General features: G+C 59.8%; 20 protein-coding genes. 9 read left to right on the forward strand and 11 right to left on the reverse strand.

What is annotated here, in order from left to right; genetic code table 11:
- Positions 1 to 56 precede the first annotated feature (56 nt).
- On the forward strand, positions 57 to 344 hold the full coding sequence (locus ACA049_RS26580; protein WP_497331056.1) for a HigA family addiction module antitoxin: 288 nt from the start codon (positions 57 to 59) through the stop codon (positions 342 to 344).
- 6 nt (positions 345 to 350) lie between these two features.
- Here the strand turns inward: ACA049_RS26580 and ACA049_RS26585 are convergent, their stop codons facing one another.
- Together ACA049_RS26585 and ACA049_RS26590 are read right to left on the reverse strand one after the other, a co-directional pair.
- The gene (locus ACA049_RS26585; protein ID WP_497331058.1) at positions 351 to 902 is read right to left on the reverse strand and encodes a DJ-1 family glyoxalase III; all 552 of its coding nucleotides are present in this window, start codon (positions 900 to 902) and stop codon (positions 351 to 353) included.
- 67 nt (positions 903 to 969) lie between these two features.
- Positions 970 to 1,428 (reverse strand): DUF4879 domain-containing protein, encoded by a 459-nt coding sequence (locus ACA049_RS26590; protein WP_497331060.1) that lies wholly within the window; start codon positions 1,426 to 1,428, stop codon positions 970 to 972.
- Between the two features lie 214 nt (positions 1,429 to 1,642).
- On the opposite strand from ACA049_RS26590, the gene ACA049_RS26595 reads away from it, so the two are divergent.
- A complete protein-coding gene (locus ACA049_RS26595; RefSeq protein ID WP_497331062.1) occupies positions 1,643 to 2,938 on the forward strand; it encodes an NCS2 family permease in 1,296 nt (431 codons plus the stop codon).
- Entirely contained in the window at positions 2,935 to 4,014 is a 1,080-nt protein-coding gene (gene trmA / locus ACA049_RS26600; RefSeq protein ID WP_497331064.1) for a tRNA (uridine(54)-C5)-methyltransferase TrmA, read from the forward strand. The genes ACA049_RS26595 and trmA overlap by 4 nt, the downstream gene beginning before the upstream one ends.
- Positions 4,015 to 4,067: 53 nt before the next feature.
- Here the strand turns inward: trmA and ACA049_RS26605 are convergent, their stop codons facing one another.
- The 3 genes from ACA049_RS26605 to ACA049_RS26615 form a co-directional block, all read right to left on the reverse strand.
- Positions 4,068 to 4,514, reverse strand: coding sequence for a DUF2442 domain-containing protein (locus ACA049_RS26605; RefSeq protein WP_497331066.1), 447 nt, complete (start codon positions 4,512 to 4,514; stop codon positions 4,068 to 4,070).
- Positions 4,511 to 4,939 carry a DUF4160 domain-containing protein gene (locus ACA049_RS26610; RefSeq protein WP_497331068.1) on the reverse strand — a complete coding sequence of 143 codons (429 nt, stop codon included), beginning with the start codon at positions 4,937 to 4,939 and terminating at the stop codon, positions 4,511 to 4,513. Before ACA049_RS26610 ends, ACA049_RS26605 begins: the two co-directional genes overlap by 4 nt.
- 212 nt (positions 4,940 to 5,151) lie before the next feature.
- Positions 5,152 to 5,358 carry a tautomerase family protein gene (locus ACA049_RS26615; RefSeq protein WP_059402046.1) on the reverse strand — a complete coding sequence of 69 codons (207 nt, stop codon included), beginning with the start codon at positions 5,356 to 5,358 and terminating at the stop codon, positions 5,152 to 5,154.
- Positions 5,359 to 5,469: 111 nt separating this feature from the next.
- Here ACA049_RS26615 and ACA049_RS26620 point away from each other — a divergent pair, with 111 nt between their 5' ends.
- The 3 genes from ACA049_RS26620 (at position 5,470) to ACA049_RS26630 (ending at position 7,821) form a co-directional block, all read left to right on the forward strand.
- Positions 5,470 to 6,381 carry a LysR family transcriptional regulator gene (locus ACA049_RS26620; RefSeq protein WP_497331070.1) on the forward strand — a complete coding sequence of 304 codons (912 nt, stop codon included), beginning with the start codon at positions 5,470 to 5,472 and terminating at the stop codon, positions 6,379 to 6,381.
- Positions 6,382 to 6,521: 140 nt separating this feature from the next.
- On the forward strand, positions 6,522 to 6,962 hold the full coding sequence (gene aroQ, locus ACA049_RS26625) for a type II 3-dehydroquinate dehydratase (RefSeq protein ID WP_219096066.1): 441 nt from the start codon (positions 6,522 to 6,524) through the stop codon (positions 6,960 to 6,962).
- A 4-nt stretch (positions 6,963 to 6,966) separates the two neighbouring features.
- A complete protein-coding gene (locus ACA049_RS26630; protein ID WP_497331072.1) occupies positions 6,967 to 7,821 on the forward strand; it encodes a shikimate dehydrogenase in 855 nt (284 codons plus the stop codon).
- A gap of 75 nt (positions 7,822 to 7,896) precedes the next feature.
- On the opposite strand, the gene ACA049_RS26635 is transcribed toward ACA049_RS26630, so the two are convergent.
- Positions 7,897 to 8,574, reverse strand: a complete 678-nt coding sequence (locus ACA049_RS26635) for a TetR/AcrR family transcriptional regulator (RefSeq protein WP_109635041.1) — start codon at positions 8,572 to 8,574, stop codon at positions 7,897 to 7,899.
- 102 nt (positions 8,575 to 8,676) lie between these two features.
- Complete coding sequence (gene quiC, locus ACA049_RS26640) at positions 8,677 to 10,578, reverse strand: 3-dehydroshikimate dehydratase QuiC (RefSeq protein ID WP_497331074.1); 1,902 nt, start codon at positions 10,576 to 10,578, stop codon at positions 8,677 to 8,679.
- A 428-nt stretch (positions 10,579 to 11,006) separates the two neighbouring features.
- Between quiC and ACA049_RS26645 the strand changes: the two genes are divergently transcribed.
- Positions 11,007 to 12,308, forward strand: coding sequence for an MFS transporter (locus ACA049_RS26645; RefSeq protein ID WP_497331076.1), 1,302 nt, complete (start codon positions 11,007 to 11,009; stop codon positions 12,306 to 12,308).
- A 122-nt stretch (positions 12,309 to 12,430) separates the two neighbouring features.
- Here the strand turns inward: ACA049_RS26645 and ACA049_RS26650 are convergent, their stop codons facing one another.
- On the reverse strand, positions 12,431 to 13,309 hold the full coding sequence (locus ACA049_RS26650; RefSeq protein WP_172791678.1) for a DMT family transporter: 879 nt from the start codon (positions 13,307 to 13,309) through the stop codon (positions 12,431 to 12,433).
- Between the two features lie 244 nt (positions 13,310 to 13,553).
- Positions 13,554 to 14,330 (reverse strand): IclR family transcriptional regulator, encoded by a 777-nt coding sequence (locus tag ACA049_RS26655; RefSeq protein ID WP_497331078.1) that lies wholly within the window; start codon positions 14,328 to 14,330, stop codon positions 13,554 to 13,556.
- Positions 14,331 to 14,584: 254 nt separating this feature from the next.
- Here ACA049_RS26655 and ypfJ point away from each other — a divergent pair, with 254 nt between their 5' ends.
- Both ypfJ and ACA049_RS26665 read left to right on the forward strand, forming a co-directional pair.
- Positions 14,585 to 15,478, forward strand: coding sequence for a KPN_02809 family neutral zinc metallopeptidase (gene ypfJ / locus ACA049_RS26660; RefSeq protein WP_497331080.1), 894 nt, complete (start codon positions 14,585 to 14,587; stop codon positions 15,476 to 15,478).
- Positions 15,479 to 16,438 carry an alpha/beta fold hydrolase gene (locus ACA049_RS26665; RefSeq protein WP_497331082.1) on the forward strand — a complete coding sequence of 320 codons (960 nt, stop codon included), beginning with the start codon at positions 15,479 to 15,481 and terminating at the stop codon, positions 16,436 to 16,438.
- Positions 16,439 to 16,537: 99 nt separating this feature from the next.
- Here the strand turns inward: ACA049_RS26665 and ACA049_RS26670 are convergent, their stop codons facing one another.
- Together ACA049_RS26670 and tesB are read right to left on the reverse strand one after the other, a co-directional pair.
- Positions 16,538 to 17,131: an HAD family hydrolase gene (locus tag ACA049_RS26670; RefSeq protein ID WP_497331084.1), complete on the reverse strand. Its 594-nt coding sequence runs from the start codon at positions 17,129 to 17,131 to the stop codon at positions 16,538 to 16,540.
- A complete protein-coding gene (tesB, locus tag ACA049_RS26675; protein ID WP_497331086.1) occupies positions 17,128 to 17,997 on the reverse strand; it encodes an acyl-CoA thioesterase II in 870 nt (289 codons plus the stop codon). Before tesB ends, ACA049_RS26670 begins: the two co-directional genes overlap by 4 nt.
- Positions 17,998 to 18,031: the final 34 nt, after the last annotated feature.

The raw sequence follows: 18,031 nt of genomic DNA on the forward strand, positions 1-18,031 counted from the left end.
TGGGCGTGGAAAATGGTTGAAACAGGGTCAATGCATACACTCACAGGAGGCAGGACATGCCCATGCACAACCCGCCGCACCCTGGCGAAACGCTGTTAACGGATGTATTGCCCGAGCTAGGCATCAGTGTCACAGAGCTGGCACGTCACCTGGGATTCGCTCGTCCGCATCTTTCGCGTGTACTGCATGGCCACGCGCCAATCAGTCCGGATTTGGCTGTGCGTCTCGAGCGCGCCGGTATTGGCAAGGCGCGCATGTGGTTAGGCGTCCAGACCGACTACGATCTCTGGCAAGCGGAGCATCGTGAGCAACCGATTATCCAACCCATTGCCAGTCACGCATGACATGTTTCAAACCACCAACTCCGCCGCCACGGCAGCTCGCGTGGCTTTACCGCAGAGTTGTTCCACCAGCGTCAGGGCAAACTCCAGAGCAGCTCCCGAGCCTTGGGCAGTGATGCAATTGCCGTCGACCACCACGGGCTGGTCGACAAAATTACAGCCCGACAATTGATGGCTGGCTGATGGCAGGCAGGTCATGCGTCGCTGACGCAAGACGCCAAAGGCTTGCAGCGCCAGCGCTGGGGATTCACCGATGCCGGCGAACAGACGCCCGGCGGCGGCCTGGTCCTTGATCAACTGTTGCAGGGGTTGATGTGCGGCGAGGTGCTGTGAGCCCACCTCTCCGCCGGGCAGTGCGAGAAGGTCGAACGGCTGGGCCAGCAAATCCACCAGCATAGCGTCGGCGGTCAAGCGGGTACCGCGGGCGCAGGTGATCATGCGTCGGCCCTCGATGCTCGCCACCACCACTTCAACCTTGGCGCGGCGCAGCACGTCGATCAGGGTCACGGTTTGCAGGTCATCGATGCCCTCGGCGAGGGTAATCAAAGCTCTAAAGGTCATGGGTTTGGTCCACAGAATGATCTTTAAAGCGTAGTCAGCTTTCCTGACCCTTGTTCGAGTGCAGCCGTTACTTGATGTAAAGCTGGGTCGACAGCTTATCGCCAGGGGCGTTGATCGAGGTGTTGCTGAACGTGAAGATCCCGTCCTGCTTGCCTGCAAGATTGAAGATGTAAAGATAGCCGACGGTTTTTTCACCTGGCGTGCAATCCTTCAGGTTGCCGGTTTGAAAGGCGCACACCGGTGTCCGGGTGCCATCCACTTCAAAACCATCCAGCGTGACATACGGACTGGGGCTACCGTAACCGACTTCCAGCACGTAGACCTTGATGCTCGGCCCACTGTGGTCGCAACTCGTCTCGGTCTGCCCTTCGGCAATGTTCTCAAAACCACAGGTCGGTGATTCAACCTTGACCACCTTCAACTGGCTCAATCGTGGCGCCATCGCCGCCGAGGCGGTTTGCCCCCCCAGCCACAACGCCATCGCGACGCCAATCACCGCAACCCCACACTTTTTAATGCAATGCATATCGCCCCCCAAAACCAGCGCGCAGTATGGCTCACTTCGCTTTTGCGCAAAACATCGGCGACGATCGCAGCCATAAGCAGCCACAGCCCCACGCTGCTGGTATGATGCGCGGCTTTTTCCGACCCACAGAAAATTACCAGGCGCCTGCAGCGGTCTGTGCTTTGCTGTTGAGGTCGATACATTCACGGCGCCGGGCGCGCCACGGGGAGCAGACATGCTGGAAAGGCTGTTTCAACTCAAGGCACACAACACCAACGTGCGGACCGAGATTCTGGCGGGCGTCACGACCTTCTTGGCCATGGCCTACATTCTGTTCGTCAACCCGAGCATCCTCGGCGAGACCGGCATGGACAAGGGCGCGGTGTTTGTCGCGACCTGTCTGGCAGCAGCAATCGGCTCCACCGTAATGGGCCTGATCGCCAACTACCCGATCGCGCTTGCGCCGGGCATGGGCCTGAACGCCTTCTTTACCTACACCGTAGTCCTGCACATGGGCCACACCTGGCAAGTGGCGCTGGGTGCGGTGTTCATCTCGGCGGTGTGCTTCTTCCTGCTGTCGATCTTCCGCATCCGTGAATGGATCATCAACAGCATCCCGCTGCCGCTGCGCTCGGCGATTGCCGCCGGTATCGGCCTGTTCCTGGCGCTGATCGCCCTGCATAACGCCGGCATCGTGGTCAGCAACCCGGCGACCATGGTTGGCCTCGGCGACCTGAAACAACCGGCACCGATCCTCGCCACCCTTGGTTTCGCCCTGATCGTCGCCCTCGAAGCGCTCGCCGTACGCGGCGCGGTGCTGATCGGCATTCTGGTGGTGACCATCGCGTCCATCGCATTGGGCTTCACCCCGTTCGGCGGCGTGATGTCGATGCCACCGTCCCTGGCGCCGACCTTCCTGCAGCTGGACATCAAAGGTGCACTGGACATCGGTCTGGTCAGCGTGATCTTCGCCTTCCTGTTCGTTGACCTGTTCGACAACTCCGGCACCCTGATCGGCGTCGCCAAGCGCGCCGGCCTGATGGGCAAGGACGGCCACATGCCGAAAATGGGCCGCGCCCTGATCGCCGACAGCACCGCGGCCATGGCCGGTTCGCTGCTGGGCACCTCGACCACCACCAGCTATATCGAATCCGCCGCTGGCGTGAGTGCCGGTGGCCGCACCGGCCTGACCGCCGTTGTCGTGGCGATTCTGTTCCTGCTGGCGCTGTTCTTCTCGCCATTGGCCGCCAGCGTTCCGGCATTCGCCACCGCACCGGCGCTGCTGTTCGTCGCGGTGTTGATGACATCCGGCCTGGCCGAAATAGACTGGGACGACATCACCGTTGCCGCACCGGTCGTGGTCACCGCCCTGGCCATGCCATTCACGTATTCCATCGCCAACGGCATCGCCTTCGGTTTCATCTCCTGGACCGCGATCAAGTTGCTGTCCGGCCGCGGCCGTGAGCTGAACGCGGCGCTGGTGATTCTGTCGATTCTGTTCGTGATCAAGTTGGGTTGGTTCAACGCATGACTTTTGATTCCCAGGCCTACGCCGTCCAGCTCGAAGACAAGGTCACGCGCCTGCGCGACCTGCTGGCCCCGTTCGATGCACCGGAACCTGCGGTGTTTGACTCGCCGCTGAAAAATTTCCGCCTGCGCGCCGAATTCCGCCTGTGGCGCGAAGGCGGCGATCGTCATTACGCGATGTTTTCCCAGGAAGACAAACGCACGCCGATCCTGATCGAAGAGTTCCCGATCGCCAGCCTGCGCATCAATGAATTGATGCCGCAGCTCAAGGCGGCATGGAAGGCCAGCGCGGCGCTAAGCCACAAGCTGTTTCAGGTGGAGTTCCTGACCACCCTGGCCGGCGATGCGATGATCACCTTGTGCTATCACCGCCCGCTGGATGAACACTGGCACGCGGCGGCGACGAAACTGGCCGCCGACCTGAACGTGAGCATCATTGGTCGCTCGAAAGGCAAACGCGAAGTGATTGGCCTGGATTACGTGGTCGAGAAACTGGACGTCGGTGGCCGCACGTTCAGCTACCGCCAGCCCGAAGGCGCGTTCACCCAGCCCAACGGCACCGTGAACCAGAAGATGCTCAACTGGGCTTACGATGCCCTCGGCGATCGCCCGGACGATTTGCTGGAGCTGTATTGCGGCAACGGCAACTTCACCCTGCCGCTGGCGACCCGTGTGCGCAAAGTGCTGGCCACGGAAATCAGCAAGACTTCGGTGAACGCCGCACTGAGCAACCTCAGCGAAAACGCTGTGGATAACGTCACCCTGGTGCGTTTGTCCGCTGAAGAGCTGACCGAAGCCCTGAACGAAGTCCGCCCGTTCCGTCGCCTGCACGGCATCGACCTGAAGAGCTACGAGTTCGGCAGCGTCTTCGTCGACCCGCCTCGCGCCGGCATGGACCCGGACACCTGCGAGCTGACCCGGCGCTTCGACAACATCCTCTACATCTCCTGCAACCCGGAAACCCTGGCGGCCAACATCGCCCAGTTGCACGACACCCATCGCATCACCCAGTGCGCGATGTTCGACCAGTTTCCGTGGACACATCACATGGAATCCGGGGTGTTGTTGACCCGTCGTTGATTGCAGCCCGCCCTACAAAACAGCCGTCAGTACGACGGCTTTTTTGTGGGTGATCAATCGGTGACCTCTGCCTTACGCGGACGCCCGCCTTTACGGCCATTGGCCCGCGCAGCCTCGGCTTTGGCGGCGCTGCTTTGGCGACCGTTGCGCGAGGCAATGACCGAAGCAGCCATGTCCATCAACGGCTTGCTCGCTGAAATCATCCCGGCGATGGACACGTTCAGATCCTTGCCTTCATGACATAAAGCGGTGCCGGAAAAGCCGACTTTCAGGTCTGCGAAATCCTCAATGTCGAAATCATCGAATTCCGGATAGTGCTGCACAGGCAGCAGCACGCCGCTGCCATCAATGAAGCCGACCGCCAGACAAGGTTCCACAAACCTTACCGAAGTCGCCTGCAATCCGTTTTTCTGGCGCACTTGCCCGCGCTGGATGGCTTCATCCAGCACGGCCTCGGTGACAGGCCGATCGGCCAGCATTCCTGCCTGAATCGTTTTCATAGTTGAATCTCCACACCTTCCGGTACACCGATCAGCGCCAGAAGAGTCTTATTAGTCTTGGGTTCGTAGCAAGCCGAGCCAATCATCCAGGTCGTACTCGCAATCCTTTTGACCACCACGACTTCGCTGGTCTGCCAGTCCCATTTCTGATGATCGAGACAGACCGTTTGCAGCTTGTCCCACCAGATGGCCCGGGCGCGACGCAAGTGCGCGGGTTGTCCGAGTGCGTGACGCAATCCTTCCAGCACTGCCACAGATGGCCGGTTTGAATGAGGAACCACATCCCACAGCTCGATACTGTTGTGCCAAAAACAGAACTTGAAGCGTGCACTCCAGCTTCCGGCATCTACATGCGCGTGCGGCGGGCAATGCTCATCGCGCAACATGATCACCATTGAAAACCCTTTGTAGCTGAACAATCGCATACTAACCCATCCGTTAGGTTAATGAGCCCAAAGGCCCGACACTCCCTGGAAAATCCGACAATAGGCTCTGCACCAAATCGTCTTCACGCCTCTGAGACTAGCGTCAAGCCTCGCCTCGAGTCGGTGGATACCTGCGCAAAATAGTAAGCAATCCTTTCCCCTAGCCCACAAAAAAGCCGTCACGAGGACGGCTTTCCTGGCTTGGCACACAATCATCCCGGCTGATTTTTTCGATACTCGGTGGTAGTGATGCCCGCGTACCCCCAGTTATCGGTATCGACTTCCTCGATCACGATGTGGGTCAGTTCCGGTGGCTTGCCGAGAACGCGTTTCAAGGTGTCGGTGATTTCGGCGATGACCTGGGCTTTCTGCTCCCGGGTGACGCCGTCACGGGTGATTCGTACGCTGACGAAAGGCATGATGCTGCTCCTGTCCGGTTATCCAATGAGAGGCCGGTCAAGTAAAGCACTGCTGCGGCGATTTCATCTACAGTGGCGCAGTCCCTCATTTGATCCTTGGTGTCATCCATCATGCAGCGAGTATTCGACGATCTTCAGTTGGGCAGCATCGAACTGTTTTGCCTGGCGGCCGAGGCCGGCAGCTTTACGGCGGCCGCGTTGGTGGCCGGCGTAACACCGGCCGCCGTGAGTCGGTCGGTGTCGCGCATGGAAGAACGCCTCGGTGTGCGGCTGTTTGCGCGCACCACCCGCAGCGTCAAGCTGACCGACAGTGGTCGCCGCTATTACGAGGAATGCCGTCAGGCACTGGCGCAGTTGGTGGAGGCTCAGCGCGAGGTCATGGGCCAGCAACAGCAACCGTCCGGCACGCTGCGCATCAGTATTCCCACGACGTATGCGCACCACCGGATCTTGCCGTTGTTGCCGGCATTCCGGGCGCGCTTTCCAGACGTGAAGGTCGAGTCGCACATCAGCAATCGCAACATCGATTTCGTCGGCGAAGGCTATGACATGGCAATCCGCGTACGGGCTATTCCGGATTCCGGCCTCATCGCCCGTCACCTTGAGGACGCCGAGCTGGTGATGATCGCCAGTCCCGATTACTTAAAGCGCGCGGGAACCCCGCAAAGCCTGGACGACCTTGCGCAACACGAATGCATTCAATACGAACTGCCCAGCAGCGGTCGGCGGATTGCCTGGCTGTTCAGCGACAACGGCGCACCGCGGGAGATTCTTGCCGAGGGCAGCTTCAGTTGTTCTGACGATGTACTCGGCGGCGTGACCCTGGCCAAAAACGGCGCGGGGTTGTTTCAGACTTACCGGTTTATTGTCGAAAACGAACTGGCTGATGGATCGTTGGTGGAGGTGCTCAAACCTTATGGCGGACGCTCCAGGCCCTTCACATTGCTTTATCCACAGAGCCGTCATATGCCGCTGAGACTGCGGGCTTTCACCGATTTCCTGGTTGAACATCTGCCGCGATAAACAGTGAGACTGTCCGATCACCGCACACAAAACCTCAATGGAACCTCTCTTCAATTGACCAAAGTAACCAGCTAGTACAATTTATCTCCACAGGCTGAACACCCCGGCCGATTCCAAAAATAATAAGTGGAGAGACCACGATGTCCCCTATCGTTCTGGTGCTTAACGGCCCGAATCTGAACCTGCTCGGTACCCGTGAACCGGCGACTTACGGTCACGAAACCCTGTCAGACATTTCGGCGCTGTGCGGACGCGCCGCCGAAGAATTCGGCTTGGCGGTGGAATTTCGCCAGACCAACCATGAAGGCGAGTTACTCGACTGGATTCACGCAGCCCGCGGACGCTGCGCCGGGATCGTCATCAATCCGGCGGCCTGGACACACACTTCCGTGGCGATCCGCGATGCCTTGATTGCCAGCGAATTGCCGGTGGTCGAAGTCCACCTGTCCAACGTCCACGCCCGCGAGCCCTTCCGGCATCACTCCTTCGTTTCAGCCATCGCCACTGCGGTGATGGCAGGTTTCGGCAGCCATGGTTATCGCCTGGCGCTGGATTACTTCAGCCAACGCTTGAAGGGGTAACGCCGTGACTCAGAACAACGCGGTATTGGCCGGGCTGATCGGCGCCGGCATCCAGGCTTCCCGTACCCCGGCGCTGCACGAGCATGAAGGCGATGCCCAGGGATTGCGTTATCTCTATCGTTTGATCGACCTCGATCAGCTGAAACTCGACAGCAGCGCCCTGCCCGATCTGTTGATGGCCGCCGAGCGCATGAACTTCACCGGCCTGAACATCACCTTCCCGTGCAAGCAGGCGATCATCCCGTTGCTCGACGAGTTGTCGCCGGAAGCGCGTGGCATCGGAGCGGTGAACACCGTGGTGCTGAAGGACGGCAAACGCATCGGCCACAACACCGATTGTTTGGGATTTGCCGAGGGTTTTCGCCGGGGATTGAAGGACGTTGCCCGCGAGCGTGTGGTCCAGATGGGCGCTGGCGGTGCAGGTGCGGCGGTGGCCCACGCGCTGTTGAGCGAAGGCGTACAACTGCTGAGCATTTTTGATGTGGAGATCAGCCGCGCTCAAGCCTTGGCGGACAACCTCAATCAACACTTCGGCGCTGGCCGGGCCGTGGCCGGGCATGATTTACCGAGCACGTTGGCCCAGGCGGATGGTTTGGTGAACACCACGCCCATGGGCATGAAAAAACTGCCGGGCATGCCGGTGCCGGTGGCGTTGCTTCGGGCTGAGTTGTGGGTGGCGGAGATTGTCTATTTTCCGCTGGAAACGGAGCTGCTACGCAATGCCCGCGCCTTGGGTTGCCGGACGCTGGATGGCGGCAATATGGCGGTGTTTCAGGCGGTGAAGGCGTTTGAGTTGTTTAGCGGTGTGGTGCCGGATGTGCAGCGTATGTTGGCGCATTTTCAGAGCATGAATGGTTGAAAAGCCTCGCGGGCAAGCCTCGCTCCTACGGGTTCTTTGTTGCCTTTGTTGGAGCGAGGCTTGCCCGCGAAGGCGTCAGGCCTGCAAATACCGCAAAACCGACTCGCAGATCATCTCCCGATGACGCTGCTTGATGCTTTCATCCGGCAAATCGATCTGAAAGATCTCACCGAAGGTATGGCGGTTCGACACGCGATAAAAGCAGAACGAGCTGATCAGCAGATGCACATCCAACGGCTCAAGCCCCGAACGGAACACACCCTCTTCGGCCCCGCGACGCAAAATCACGCCCAGTGAATCGAGGATGGTGTTGTTCATCGCCTTGATCGCGTCGGAGCGCTTCACGTATTCAGCGTTGTGGATGTTCTCGATGCTGACGATCCGCACGAAATCGACGTTGCGATCATGGTGATCGAAGGTGAACTCCACCAGCCGTCGAATCGCCTCCACCGGCGCCAGTTCGGCCAGGTGCAGGTGATTTTCCGTATTGCGGATGTCGCCGTAGAGTTTTTCCAGTACCTCGACGTAGAGCTGCTCCTTACTGCCGAAGTAGTAATAGATCATGCGTTTGGAGGTGTGGATGCGCTCGGCGATTGCATCGACGCGAGCACCGGAAAGCCCCTGCTGGACGAACTCGACAATCGCCTCTTGAAGGATGTTCTCGCGGGTCTTTTCCGGGTTGTTCTTGCGACTCTTGCGCGGCTCCGCAATGGGTTCGGCGGGCGCTGCGGAGAGTTCTGAAGTTATCGTCATTGCGGGCTCACGGCCATCACTGCACAGGCTGGCGATTATGGGCCGCGCCGCACAGTGAAGGAAGCCGCGCGGCGACGGTTTGTCGCCGTGTTTACGATTTTCCTACAACTTTGCCTGACGTACGGCACCGCTTCGGGATTTGGCCATGGCCGCCAGGCGCACCGCCACGTTGGCCGCGCCGTAACCGGCGTAGCCATTTTTGCGCTGGATGATTTCAAAGAAGAACCGCCCTTCGAACGGCTCGGTATAAACGTGGAACAGCTCGCCGCCCTGGGCATCACGGTCATAAAGCACGTTGAAATACGCCAGTTCGCTGAGGAATTCGTCGTCGAAGTCGAACCGTGCGGCGAGGTCATCGTAGTAATTGAGTGGAATATCCAGCAGTGGCACGCCCGCCTCCTTGGCACGGCTGACTTCGGCAAAGATGTCATCGCAGTCAAACGCGATGTGATGCACCCCGGAGCCGCGATAACTCGACAGCGCGTGTGAGATTGCGGTGTTGCGGTTCTCGGAAATGTTCAGCGGCAAGCGAATCGAACTGTCGCGGCTGCGCAACGCTCGACTTTTCACCAAACCGTACGGGTCCGGCAGCACCACTTCGTCGTCGGCTTCAAAATCCAGCAGGCTCTTGTAGAACAGCACCCAACTGTCGAGGCTGTCGGCCGGCAGCGCCATCGCCATGTGGTCGATGCGTTTGAGGCCGCCACCGGTCACCGTAGCCGGTTGCAGATTGAAGTCGGTGCCATAGACATCAGCGTCCTGGTCCACCAGATAAATCAGGCTGCCATCCGGTGCGCGCACGGCGGCCAGTTCAAGTTCATTGGGACCGACCAGCCCGCGATACGGTTGACCTTTGTAGGCCACGGCCCGGGCCAGCGCACTGGCGCTGTCCTTGACCCGCACGGCGGTGGCGCACAGCGAAGGCCCGTGGGCTTCGAAAAAGCTGTGGGCGAACGAGTACGGTTCGGAATTGAGAATCAGATTGATATCGCCCTGGCGCAACAGGCTCACACTCTTGGAGCGATGTTGCCCGGCCTTGACGAAACCCAGGCGTTCCAGCCAATGGGCGAGCTTGGCGCCCAGGCTTTCGTCCACTGCGAATTCGAGAAACTCGATGCCGTTGTATTCGCTGGCCTTGGGCGTCTCGAACAGAATGTCGAGGCTGGCCGCCGGAGTCGTTTCCTGCGCCAGACGCTGGCGGGTTTTCTCCTCCAGATACAGCAACGAACGCAAACCGTCGGCTGCATTGGCCCGAGGCGGTGCGGCGCGGAAACCATCGTTGAAGATTTCCAGCGACAGCGGCCCGGTGTAACCACTCTTGATGATCGGTGCCAGGAAGCCCGGCAAATCGAATTCGCCCTGCCCCGGAAAACAGCGGAAATGCCGACTCCACTCCAGAACGTCCATCGCCAGGATCGGCGCGTCGGCCATTTGCACGAAGAAGATCTTGTCACCGGGAATCTCGGCGATCGCATTCGGATCCCCTTTGAGCGACAGCGTGTGAAAGCTGTCCAGCAGCACGCCGAGGCTTGGATGATCGGCCTGACGGACGATGTTCCACACCTGTTGCCAAGTGTTCACATGCCGGCCCCAGGCCAGAGCTTCGTAGCCGATCCGCAGCCCGCGTGCGCCGGCGTGTTCGGCCAGCAGGCGCAAGTCGTCGATGAGGATATTTTCATCACCGATGGAATCGGCGGAAGCGTTGCTGCACACCAGCACCAGGTCAGTGCCCAGCTCCTGCATCAGGTCGAACTTGCGTTCGGCCCGTTCCAGGTTGCGATGCAAACGGTCGCGACGGCAGCCTTCGAAGTCGCGGAACGGTTGAAACAGCGTGATCGCGATCCCCAGATCGGCACACATCTGTTTAATTTCCCTCGGGCTGCCGTCGTAGTAGAGAAGGTCGTTTTCGAAAATCTCCACCCCGTCGAAACCGGCGGCGGCAATGGCTTCGAGTTTTTCCGGCAGGGTACCGCTCAAGGAAACGGTGGCAATGGAACGCTGCATAATTCGACTCCCGGTGGTGGGGGCTATCTTGTTATCGACATTGCACGCGTTCGCTTTTATGTAGGAGCTGTCGAGTGAAACGAGGCTGCGATCTTTTGATTTTGTTTTTTAACAATCAAAGTCAAAAGATCGCAGCCTCGTTTCACTCGACAGCTCCTACAGGGATCGCGTTTTTCTTTGGTTGGATTATTGGCTTGCCTCCGTCACACAGCAATTCAAAGTGTACTACCCGGTTAGTTTTGCGTGCGATTATCGAACACAATGGCCGTTGGTGAATTGACGATTTTTCGTCCACTGCCCAACATCGACGACACATTGAGCCCGGTCACACGCATCGGCCTCGGTGACCAAAGAACCAGAACACCACATAAAAATAATCGGTGGCCTACATGACTCCTTCTCAAAGCTCTCCCGTGGAGCGTTCCTCCATGACTTCTGCCAGCGGTGGCATCGGCGACAAGATTCGCGGCGCCATGGCGGTAGGAAAAACCCGTTGGGGCATGCTGGCGCTGGTGTTTTTCGCCACCACGCTCAACTACATCGACCGCGCCGCACTGGGCGTCATGCAGCCCATCCTCGCCAAGGAAATGAGCTGGACGGCGATGGACTACGCCAACATCAACTTCTGGTTTCAGGTCGGCTACGCCATCGGTTTCGTCCTGCAAGGCCGGCTGATCGACCGGGTCGGCGTGAAGCGCGTGTTCTTCTGCGCGGTGTTGCTCTGGAGCCTGGCGACCGGCGCCCACGGCCTGGCCACTTCGGCGGTCGGCTTCATGGTTTGCCGGTTCATTCTCGGATTGACCGAAGCCGCCAACTACCCGGCCTGCGTGAAAACCACGCGGTTGTGGTTCCCGGCCGGCGAACGCGCCGTGGCCACCGGCATCTTCAACGCCGGCACCAACGTCGGCGCGATGTTCACACCGATGCTGCTGCCGCTGATCCTGCACGTGTGGGGCTGGCAAGCCGCGTTCCTGTGCATGGCGTCACTGGGCGGGATCTGGTTGTGTTTCTGGGGCTTGAAGTACTTCAACCCGGAAGATCATCCGAGCGTCAAACAATCGGAACTGGACTACATCCAGAAGGAAGTCGAACCGGAACAGGCCCGCGTGCCGTTCTCGAAAATCCTGCGCATGCGTGGCACCTGGGCCTTTGCCCTCGCCTACTCCATGACCGCGCCGGTGTTCTGGTTCTACCTGTATTGGCTGCCGCCGTTTCTCAATCAGCAATACAACCTGGGGATCAACGTGACCCAGATGGGCATCCCGCTGATCATCATTTACCTGACTGCCGACTTCGGCAGCGTCGGCGGCGGCATCCTCTCTTCGTTCCTGATCGGCCGCGGCATGAACCCGATCAAGGCACGACTGCTGTCCATGTTCCTGTTTGCCTGCTGCATCGTCGGCGTGATCATGGCGGCGGGTTCGAGCAGCCTGTGGGTCGCCGTGTTCGCCATCTCCCTGGCCATCGGCGCGCACCAGGCCTGGACCGCGAACATCTGGAGCCTGGTGATGGACTACACGCCTAAACACATGATGAGTACGGTGTTCGGCTTCGGCGGCATGTGCGCGGCTATCGGCGGGATGTTCATGACCCAGTTGGTCGGCCACATCCTGACGGTCACCAACAACAACTACACCGTGCTGTTCACCCTGATTCCGGCGATGTACTTCATTGCCCTGACCTGGATGTACTTCATGGCGCCGCGCAAGATTCCTACTGTTACCGAGTAAAACTGCAACGCAATCCCCCTGTGGGAGCGGGCTTGCTCGCGAATGCGGTGTGTCATTCAACTTTGATGGTGACTGACACACCGCATTCGCGAGCAAGCCCGCTCCCACAGTTCGTTCACCTTTTACCGACGACTCTGCTGCCACGCCGCCGCCAACCCGCTGCAGCAAATCACCGCGATCCCGATCACCGTGGTCAGGGTCGGTGTGTGGGAGAACAGCAGCCAGCCGAGCAAACCGGCGAAAACGATCTGGCAATAACCGAACGGCGCCAACAACGCGGGCGCGGCGTGACGGAAGGCCTGGGTCAGAAACAAATGCGCGGTCATCCCGCAGGTCCCCAGCGCCACCATCATGAAGCCATGCCCAAGAGTCGGCACTTGCCAGAAGAACGGCACCAGTGCGCTCATCACCAAGGTGTTGCACAAGCCGGCGAAGAAGTTGCTGGTGGTCGGGCTGTCGATGTTGCTGAGCTTGCGGGTGAGCAACTGATAGAAGCAGAAAAACAGCGCCGAACAGAGCGGCAGCAGCACCGCTGGCGTGAACAGATCGCCACCGGGATGGACGATGATCAACACGCCGATGAATCCGCAAATCACCGCGATCCATTGGCCACGGGTGACGCGCTCACCGAGCAGCGGCACCGACAGCGCAGTCACCAGAACCGGCGCAAGAAAGTTGACCGCCGTGGCTTCGGCCAACGGGATGTATTGCAGGCCGGTGGTAAAAAACAGACTGGTGCCCAACAGGCACAACGCCCGCACCAACTGCAACATCGGCCGTTTGGTCCGTAGGACGCGTAGCCCCGATTGCGGAAGAAAAATCCCCGCCATCAGCAAGGTGTGCACCACATAACGAGCCCAGACCACCATCACAATCGGATAGAAGCCCGAGAGGTATTTCGAAAACGCGTCATGGCTGGAAAACAGGAACGTCGCAACGACAATCAGCAGGATCCCTTTGAAGGGCTGGTTTACGCCGGAGAGCGGTGTGCTGGCTGTCATGGGTATCCCTTGCGAAGTGAAACGTGTCGCGACGGCGAGTTCCAATAATTTAGAACCTGGTTCCAGATTCCAACACAAGCATAGGCCGAAAGTGTTCGAACACCGCACGGTTTTGCGACCTACAAAAATCCACTATGGGAGCGGGCTTGCTCGCGAAAGCGGTATGCCAGTCAAATCCAAGTTGACTGACCCACCGCTTTCGCGAGCAAGCCCGCTCCCACAATAGGCTGGCGGCGCACCGAGGTTAACTGAACAACTCCGACGCCAGACTCGCCGCCGCCAATTCCTCGGTATACCTCAAAAGAAGCGGCGCCAACTCATGCAACCGCGCGCCCGGCATGCGCGCACTCGGCCCGGCGATGCTCAGCACACCGATCACTCGCCCCTCGCTCGGGTGCCGCACCACCGCCGCAATCGCCGAGGTGCCCACCGCCGAACTTTCCTCGACCCAGGCGTAGCCCTGCTCTCGCGCCAGACGCAGGCGTTCGAGCAATTCAATGTTGGAGCGCGGAGCGTTCGGCCCGAGATCTTTAGGCCGCTCGCCGCCCTGGCGTTCCACCAGCGACAACGCCTCGGCATCGCTCATGCACGCCAGCCACGCATGGCCCGACGCGGTATAGAACAACGGCGCATCGCGGCCCATCTCCGGGTCGTAACGCAAGCCGGAACGGGCGCCCTGAGACTTGGCGATCCAGACCTGCCGCTCGCCTTCAATTACCCCAAGACGCACCAGCTCTCCGGTTTCCTGAGCGAGGCGATCCAGCACCGGCTGAACGATATCCGCACCACTGCCCGACAAATAACGAAACCCCATCGCCACCAGTTTGGTCGACAAGTGATACCGCAGGCTCTCCGGATTCTGCCGCACATACCCCAGCCGAATCAGCTCGGCGAGCAGACGGTGAGTGGCACTTTTAGGGATGTCGAGTTGCTCCGCGAGCATCTGCATCGGCAGACCGCGAGGATCACTGGTGAGGCTTTCGAGCACGTTGAAGACACGTTCGATCTGACTGCCGGCCATGGGAGGTTCCACCTACAATTTGCCTGATTCTAGAAGATGAACCGTGTAATGCGAAATCTGGAACCCGAACCTCGATAGACCCGGCGACTTGCCGGCTCGATAAAAACCCGTCCCCTGACGGAATTCAATGGGTGATCCATGTTCCTACTGTCAGCAAGGCTCTCGGCCAGCGAACGAAAAGCCGGACAGCCGGACTGGCGCCGCCCCCACACACCAGCAACACTCATCACCACGGACAATCAGAGGATTCCCACATGCTATGGAAAAAAGGCCGACGCAGCGACAACGTGGTCGACGCCCGTGGTGACAGTGTCGGCGGCGGTGGCGGCGGGATGCGTTTCGGTGGCGGCAAAGGCCTGAGCCTGACCGCGATCGTCCTGATTGTGGGGATCGGCTGGCTGACCGGCCAGGATCCGATGCAAATCCTCGGACAATTGACCGGTCAGATGACCGAGCAATCGGCACCGGCCACCAACCAGAGCCGCAAGGCGCCGCCGGCCAATGACGAAGGCGCCGAATTCGTGCGCTCGATCCTCGGCGATACCGAAGACACCTGGGGCCAGATTTTCCAACAGGCCGGTCGGCAGTATAAAAACCCGACCCTGGTGCTGTTCAGCAACCGGGTGAACTCGGCGTGCGGCCTGGCAACATCGGCAACCGGGCCGTTCTATTGCCCGGCCGACCAGAAGGTCTACCTGGACATGGCTTTTTTCCAGGAAATGTCGCAACGCTTTTCTGCAGCCGGCGACTTCGCTCAGGCCTACGTGATCGCTCACGAAGTCGGACACCACGTTCAGACGTTGCTCGGGGTTTCTGCGAAAATTCAGGCAGCCCGCCAGCAAGGCCGGCAGATGGAAGGTGATGGCGGTTTGTTGGTGCGTCAGGAGTTGCAGGCCGATTGCCTGGCCGGTGTCTGGGCCAACAACGCGCAGCAGCGCCTGAACTGGCTGGAGCCGGGTGACATCGAAGAAGCCTTGAACGCGGCCAACGCCATCGGCGATGACCGTTTGCAACAACAGGGTCAGGGCCGCGTGGTTCCGGACTCGTTTACCCATGGCACATCGGCGCAAAGGGTGCGCTGGTTCAAAACCGGATTTGCGCAAGGCCAGGTGGGCCAGTGCGATACCTTTGCGGCGAAAAACCTGTAAATGAAAAATTGGCTGTTGATTGTGTTGTTCACGTGCGCAAGCACTCAGGCTGCGGAGCATGGCGTCAAGGAACTCAGCCCCGGGCGGCTGCTGTTGAAAGAAGGCGAGATGGCGGTGAGCCTCGGCCCGGCGCCCACGAAAATCGAACGCGTGCTGATCATCATCCATGGTCGGCTACGCAACGCTGAAACCTATCGCCAGAGCGCCGAACGTGCGACGGAACTGGCCGGACAAAGTGCGAACACCCTGGTGATCGCCCCGCAATTCCTCAACGAAACCGACATCGCGCAGCATCCGGTGGCGGACACCGTGTTGCGCTGGCAGGGCAATGACTGGATGGCCGGTGGTTTATCCACCGCTCCGTTTGCGCTGAGTTCTTTCGCGGCCCTCGATCAAATCATCGAGCGAGTCAGCGACCGTCGGCAGTTTCCGGACGTGAAGCAAATCATCATCGCCGGCCACTCCGGTGGCGCTCAGGTGGTTCAACGCTATGCGCTGCTGGCGCGTGAGCAACCGGCCCTGACGGCCGCTGGCGTGAAGCTGCGCTACGTCGTCGCCAACCCTTCTTCGTACGCGTATTTCGATGAGCGCCGGCCCGTGGCGTTCAACCACGCAGCCTGCCCGGGGTTCAATCGCTGGAAGTATGGGCTGACGGATTTACCCGTTTATGCCAGTGGGCAAACGGCACTGCAGATTGAAGGCAACTACGTTAAACGGGACGTGACTTATCTGCTTGGGCAGCAAGACACCGACCCGCAGCATCCGGCGCTGGACAAAGGTTGCGAGGCCGAAGCCCAGGGGGCTTATCGTCTTGTTCGCGGGCAGAATTTTTTCAATTACCTGCTGCGGCGCAACCCGAAAGGGGTTAATCAGCGGCTGGTTGAAGTGCCGGGGGTCGGGCATAACGGGGCGGGAATGTTGACGTCGCCGGAGGGGCAGAAGGTGTTGTTTGGTCAGTGAGTTTTGTATGGCCTGATCTGACGACTTCGCGGGCAAGCCTCGCTCCTACAAGGGCAGCGCGCCACCCTGTAGGAGCGAGGCTTGCCCGCGAAGAGGCCCTCAAGCGGACAACATTTCCCGCAACACCAGGCAATCCGCCGCATGCCAATCCGTCAGCTCCGGCCAGGGATTATCCGGCAGATTCACCAACACCGTCCGCGCGCCCGCCGCTCGACCGCAATCCAGATCAAACCGGTAATCACCGACCATCACCATCTCGCTCGCCGGCACGTTCCAGGCTTCGGCCAGTTTCAGCAAACCACCGGGATGCGGTTTAGGCGGCGCTTCATCACGCCCCAGCACATCCTCCACCGCAAAACAGTCTGCCAGGCCGATCGCCTCCAGTGTCACGTGCGCCAGCTCCCGGGCATTGCGCGTGAGGATGCCCAAGCGATAACCGCGGCCGGCCAACTCACGCACCAGTTCTACCGCGCCCGGCGCCGCTTTCGAACCCAGCGCCAGATCCCGCTCGTGTTCCAACAACCACGCATGTTTGGCGGCCGCTTCATCAGCCGGCAGCGCCGCGAGGTGGGTCAGGATGTCGTCTTCGGCCGGGATCGCCAAGGCCACGCGAATCGCCGCGAAGTCATGCACGGCCACCGTCAGGGTGCCGTCCATGTCGAACACCCAGTGCCGCACCTCGGCCAGGCTCATGCCCAATCCTTGCGGTGACGGATCAAGCCTTCTTGAGTCACCGAAGCTACCAGTTGCCCGGCACGGTTGAACACGCTGCCACGGGTGAACCCGCGAGAATTGCCGGCCCATGGGCTGTCCATCGCGTACAGCAACCAGTCATCGGCGCGCAGATCCGCATGGAACCACAGCGCGTGATCGAGGCTGGCGACCTGCATGTCTTTCTGCCAGACCGATTTGCCGTGTGGCTGCATCGAGGTGGTCAGCAGACCGAAATCCGAGGCGTAGGCCAGCAGGTATTTATGCAGCGCCGGAGAATCCGCCAAGGCACCGTCGGCGCGAAACCAGACGTACTTGACCGGATCGGACGGTTGCGGGTTGTAGGGATCTTTCTCGGTGATCGGTCGGAATTCGATCGGTTTGGGGCACAGGAATTTTTCGCGCATGTGCTCAGGAATCAGGTGCGCACGCTGCTGAGTCAGTTCCAGCTCCGACGGCAGGTTTTCCGGGCCGACCACAATCGGCATTTCGGCCTGGTGCTCGAAACCTTTTTCGTCGTACTGGAACGAGGCGCTGCAGGTGAAAATCGGGTTGCCCTTCTGGATGGCAGTAACACGACGCGTGCTGAAACTGCCGCCATCACGCACCCGGTCAACCTGATACACCACGGGCAACGCGGAATCGCCCGGGCGCAAGAAATAACCGTGCATCGAATGCACGTGGCGCGTTTCCTCGACCGTCTGACTGGCCGCCGACAAGGACTGACCGATCACCTGACCGCCGAACAACTGACGAAAACCCAGGTCCTGACTGCGGCCACGAAACAGGTTTTCTTCGATCGGTTCCAGGGTCAGCAAGTCGACCAGATCATCCAACACTTGGCTCATTCAGACTCTCCTCACACAAAGCATGCCGCGCAGT

The sequence above is a fragment of the Pseudomonas sp. LBUM1662 genome, assembly GCF_059695915.1.

Bases quoted from the DNA above. Each gene is read 5' to 3' on its own strand.
- quiC (WP_497331074.1), bottom strand. From the start codon at position 10,578: ATGCAGCGTTCCATTGCCACCGTTTCCTTGAGCGGTACCCTGCCGGAA.
- tesB (WP_497331086.1), bottom strand. From the start codon at position 17,997: ATGAGCCAAGTGTTGGATGATCTGGTCGACTTGCTGACCCTGGAACCG.
- ACA049_RS26645 (WP_497331076.1), top strand. From the start codon at position 11,007: ATGACTTCTGCCAGCGGTGGCATCGGCGACAAGATTCGCGGCGCCATG.
- aroQ (WP_219096066.1), top strand. From the start codon at position 6,522: ATGTCCCCTATCGTTCTGGTGCTTAACGGCCCGAATCTGAACCTGCTC.
- ACA049_RS26650 (WP_172791678.1), bottom strand. From the start codon at position 13,309: ATGACAGCCAGCACACCGCTCTCCGGCGTAAACCAGCCCTTCAAAGGG.
- ACA049_RS26655 (WP_497331078.1), bottom strand. From the start codon at position 14,330: ATGGCCGGCAGTCAGATCGAACGTGTCTTCAACGTGCTCGAAAGCCTC.
- ACA049_RS26670 (WP_497331084.1), bottom strand. From the start codon at position 17,131: ATGAGCCTGGCCGAGGTGCGGCACTGGGTGTTCGACATGGACGGCACC.
- ACA049_RS26590 (WP_497331060.1), bottom strand. From the start codon at position 1,428: ATGCATTGCATTAAAAAGTGTGGGGTTGCGGTGATTGGCGTCGCGATG.
- ACA049_RS26580 (WP_497331056.1), top strand. From the start codon at position 57: ATGCCCATGCACAACCCGCCGCACCCTGGCGAAACGCTGTTAACGGAT.
- ACA049_RS26605 (WP_497331066.1), bottom strand. From the start codon at position 4,514: ATGAAAACGATTCAGGCAGGAATGCTGGCCGATCGGCCTGTCACCGAG.
- ACA049_RS26665 (WP_497331082.1), top strand. From the start codon at position 15,479: ATGAAAAATTGGCTGTTGATTGTGTTGTTCACGTGCGCAAGCACTCAG.
- ACA049_RS26615 (WP_059402046.1), bottom strand. From the start codon at position 5,358: ATGCCTTTCGTCAGCGTACGAATCACCCGTGACGGCGTCACCCGGGAG.
- ACA049_RS26635 (WP_109635041.1), bottom strand. From the start codon at position 8,574: ATGACGATAACTTCAGAACTCTCCGCAGCGCCCGCCGAACCCATTGCG.
- ACA049_RS26610 (WP_497331068.1), bottom strand. From the start codon at position 4,939: ATGCGATTGTTCAGCTACAAAGGGTTTTCAATGGTGATCATGTTGCGC.
- trmA (WP_497331064.1), top strand. From the start codon at position 2,935: ATGACTTTTGATTCCCAGGCCTACGCCGTCCAGCTCGAAGACAAGGTC.
- ACA049_RS26595 (WP_497331062.1), top strand. From the start codon at position 1,643: ATGCTGGAAAGGCTGTTTCAACTCAAGGCACACAACACCAACGTGCGG.
- ypfJ (WP_497331080.1), top strand. From the start codon at position 14,585: ATGCTATGGAAAAAAGGCCGACGCAGCGACAACGTGGTCGACGCCCGT.
- ACA049_RS26620 (WP_497331070.1), top strand. From the start codon at position 5,470: ATGCAGCGAGTATTCGACGATCTTCAGTTGGGCAGCATCGAACTGTTT.
- ACA049_RS26585 (WP_497331058.1), bottom strand. From the start codon at position 902: ATGACCTTTAGAGCTTTGATTACCCTCGCCGAGGGCATCGATGACCTG.